This window comes from Flavobacterium sp. (assembly GCF_043773265.1).
Taxonomy (GTDB): domain Bacteria; phylum Bacteroidota; class Bacteroidia; order Flavobacteriales; family Flavobacteriaceae; genus Flavobacterium.
This window is the reverse complement of sequence record NZ_JAYVFH010000280.1, coordinates 1-3760: the sequence shown is the minus strand read 5'-3', so window position 1 is coordinate 3760 and position 3760 is coordinate 1. Positions and strand designations below refer to the sequence as shown.

5 protein-coding genes are annotated in these 3760 nt (G+C 29.8%); all 5 read right to left on the bottom strand.

Annotated elements, in window-relative coordinates; translation table 11 throughout:
- Positions 1-150: exonuclease domain-containing protein (locus tag ACH2BO_RS14550; RefSeq protein ID WP_395045457.1), on the bottom strand; the 150-nt coding region annotated here is incomplete at its 3' end.
- 82 nt (positions 151-232) lie between these two features.
- On the bottom strand, positions 233-895 hold the full coding sequence (locus ACH2BO_RS14545; protein ID WP_395045456.1) for a YggS family pyridoxal phosphate-dependent enzyme: 663 nt from the start codon (positions 893-895) through the stop codon (positions 233-235).
- 110 nt (positions 896-1005) lie between these two features.
- Positions 1006-2253 (bottom strand): DUF1015 domain-containing protein, encoded by a 1248-nt coding sequence (locus ACH2BO_RS14540; protein WP_395045455.1) that lies wholly within the window; start codon positions 2251-2253, stop codon positions 1006-1008.
- A 91-nt stretch (positions 2254-2344) separates the two neighbouring features.
- Complete coding sequence (locus tag ACH2BO_RS14535; RefSeq protein WP_395045454.1) at positions 2345-3235, bottom strand: 3-hydroxyacyl-CoA dehydrogenase family protein; 891 nt, start codon at positions 3233-3235, stop codon at positions 2345-2347.
- Between the two features lie 9 nt (positions 3236-3244).
- Positions 3245-3760, bottom strand: a 516-nt coding sequence (locus ACH2BO_RS14530) for a PDDEXK nuclease domain-containing protein (RefSeq protein WP_395045453.1), incomplete at its 5' end; no start/stop codon positions are given.

Sequence of the window (3760 nt, the reverse complement as noted above, 5' to 3'; positions counted from 1 at the left end):
CACAAATGGTTGTATAGGAATTTCTGGATTTACTAAGCTAATAAACTGATCTACAATTTCGTGACCATCGAATTTGTAAATGGCTATTTCGGTAATTCCTTCTTCGTTGAATTGTCCTCCGGTGGTTTCTATGTCGAGTATTGCGTACAAGTTAGTGCTCAGTGTTCAGTTTTTAGTATTCAGTTTAAAATTCATTTTTAAAAATCTTCCATCTTCCATCTTCCATCTTCCATCAATTTCTTCCTCCAAAGATACTACTTCCAATTCGAACCATTGTACTTCCGCATTCAATTGCCAATTTATAATCGCCAGACATTCCCATTGATAGAGTGTTCAGTTGGCAGTTTTCAGTTTTCAGATGACTTACTTTATCAAAAATCGTTTTCAAATTTTGAAATTCCTTTTTAATTTGATTTTGATTATCGGTAAAAGTTGCCATTCCCATTAATCCAACAATTTTTATATTTTTATACTGAACTTGTTTCAGTATCTCAAGAATTTCATCTAATTCTTTTTCATCTAAACCAAATTTTGTTTCTTCTTCGGCAATATGAATTTGAAGCAAGCAATCAATAATTCTATCGTGTTTTTTAGCTTGTTTATTTATTTCTTCTAATAATTTTAGACTATCAACTCCGTGAATTAAGCTAACATATTCAGCCATAAATTTCACTTTATTGGATTGTACGTGACCAATCATATACCATTGAATGTCCTTTGGCATTTCTTGCCATTTATCAGTCATTTCCTGGATTTTATTTTCTCCAAAAATGAGTTGACCAGCATTGTATGCTTCCATTAAATCTGTAACTGGTTTGGTTTTAGAAACGGCTACCAATGTTACATGGTTTGGAAGTTGGGATTTTATTTGGAGAAGATTATTTTTTATTGACATTTTATTTAAAATTATTTTATTCATAGAACACAGATTTAAGAAATTTTTAAAATTTTATAAATTTCTTAAATCTTTGTACTTGAAAATATATCTATTTTCTTTTCTCAAATTCATAACTCATAAACCATCAATCCACTTCGAAACTTAGGTTCAATATAAGTACTTTTGGGTGGCATAATTAAATTATTGTCTGCCAATGCTTTAATCTCTGAAATATCAGACGGAAACAACATAAATCCAACTTCAAATTCGCCTTCATCAACCAATTCTTTTATAGTTAATATAGATTGTTTTCCTGGAATATACTCAATTCTTTCATCGTTTCTTAAATCTTCAATTCCCAAAATAGGTTGCAATACTTTATCATATAATATTTGAGCGTCTAGATTTTCTAAAATAGTTTCTCTCGACTGCGCTCGAGATGACAAATCCGATATAGAATTACTTTGTTTGTAAAATAATGCATAAAAATCGCCATCAAGATACATTCCAAATTCAAACTTACTTTGTGGTTTCCAAAGTTCTTGTTCTTTGGTTTTGATTATAAAATTTTGAGCTAATTTTTTAAGAAAATCATCTTTAGAATTGCCATTCAAATCTCGAATAATTCTATTGAACTCGTAAATTTTAACATTGCTTTCGGCAATTAAAAAACTCATAAAATAATTCAGGTTTTGGTTTCCCAAATGCTTGTCTTCATCATATAATAATTCCGCCGAAGCCGAACGGTGATGACCATCAGCAATATACAATTCTGGAATTTTTTCAAACTGAGTTTGTAACCAAGCTATTTCTTTATCACTTTCTATTTTCCAAAGAGTATGTTTTTCTTTATTAGTTGTAGAAAAATCGTAAATTGGTTGTTCTTTTTTCTTTTCAGAAATCCAATTATTTATTTCTAAATTATCTGGATAAGTTATTAAAACAGGTTCGGTATTAAAACTAGTTTGATGCAAATAATCTTTAAATAATTCTACGCGATATTGCAATGTATCTTCGTGTTTTTTTATCACATTGTTTTTATAATCTTCAATTGATGTTCCTGCAACAATGCCAATAAACGTATTGTTTTTAGTTTGAATTTGATACAAATAAAAAACAGATTTATCTTCTTTTAAAAATACACCATCATTTTTAAAATCCTGATATTTCAATGCAACACCTTTATATCTTTTATCTAAAGTAGTTTTTTGAGAATTGACAAAAGCCGGATTAATAACGTGTAAAAACGAATACGGATTAAAACTCAACCACGCAGCAAGTTCCGCCGAACTATAATCATCGTAGTTTCTACAAGTTACCAAACCAATTTTATCTGGCGTTGGACGAACTGCTTTGAAAGGAATTATTTTGCTCATTTTTAATTAGTGTTCAGTTTTTAGTGTTCAGTATTCAGTATTCAATATTCAGTGTTCAAAATTTGCTAATTGATTACTGAAAAACTGAACACTATTTTAAAAATTGCTTTGCAATTTTCTCTGCTTTTTTACTTTCAGCATAATCATAAAAACCCTCACCAGATTTTACACCAAGTTTTCCAGCCATAACCATATTTACTAAAAGTGGGCAAGGAGCATATTTTGGATTTTTAAAACCATCGTACATTACATTTAAAATAGAAAGACAAACGTCAAGTCCAATAAAATCTGCCAATTGTAATGGTCCCATTGGATGTCCCATTCCGAGTTTCATAACTGTATCAATTTCTTCAACACCAGCAACTTTATTATATAAAGTTTCTATTGCTTCGTTAATCATTGGCATTAAAATTCTGTTGGCAACAAATCCTGGATAATCGTTAACTTCGGTTGGAGTTTTTCCAAGTTTTTCGGATAAATCCATAATAATTTTAGTCACTTCATTAGATGTAGAATAACCACGAATAATTTCAACTAATTTCATAATTGGAACCGGATTCATAAAATGCATTCCGATAACACGTTCTGGATGAACAACTTGTGCTGCAATTTGTGTGATGGAAATAGATGACGTATTGGTTGCCAAAATCACATTATGATCGCAAACTTCACTCAATTGCTTGAAGATGTTTAGTTTTAATGTTACATTTTCGGTTGCGGCTTCAACAACTAAATCAGTTCCAACAACTCCATCTTTAATATCGGTGTAAGTAATAATGTTAGAAATTGTTTTGTGTTTATCTTCCTCACTAATAGTTCCTTTTGCAACCATTCTGTCAAGGTTGGAAGCAATAGTTGCCATTCCTTTTTCGAGTGATTTTTCAGAAATATCTATTAATTTTACGGTAAAACCGCTTTGTGCAAAAGTGTGAGCAATTCCGTTACCCATTGTTCCTGCGCCTATTACAGCTATTGTTTTCATTATTTTTTTTTAGTTTGTATGTTTTAAAATTTCTATTTCTTTTCTAATTTCGGTCAATAATTGTTCTTCGGTTGGAAGGTATAATTGGTACTGACTTGCTAAAATGGAATTATTATTTTTTGGTAATGAGTATTTTACAACCGCATCATTTTTATCTGCACAAAGTAAAATTCCAATAGTTGGTTTTTCATGCGCTACTTTTTCAACTCTGTCATAATAATTGACATACATTTGAAGTTGACCTAAATCTTCGTGAGTTAATTTATGAGTTTTTATTTCAAATAACACAAAACATTGAAGTAATCTATTATAAAAAACCAAATCTATAAAAAATTCATCACCATCAAGATGTATTCTTTTTTGACGAGAAACAAATGAAAATCCGTTACCTAATTCTAAAAGAAAATCTTGAAGATTTGTAATTATTGCTTGTTCAAAATCTTTTTCATAATAAGCACTTTCTCTTTGTAATCCTAAAAATTCTAATATTAATGGATCTTTTATAATTTCATTTGGATTGGTTGG

What these genes read in the sequence shown, in the direction of transcription:
- ACH2BO_RS14545 (WP_395045456.1), bottom strand. Translation starts at nt 895, where the DNA reads ATGTCAATAAAAAATAATCTTCTCCAAATAAAATCCCAACTTCCAAAC.
- ACH2BO_RS14540 (WP_395045455.1), bottom strand. Translation starts at nt 2,253, where the DNA reads ATGAGCAAAATAATTCCTTTCAAAGCAGTTCGTCCAACGCCAGATAAA.
- ACH2BO_RS14535 (WP_395045454.1), bottom strand. Translation starts at nt 3,235, where the DNA reads ATGAAAACAATAGCTGTAATAGGCGCAGGAACAATGGGTAACGGAATT.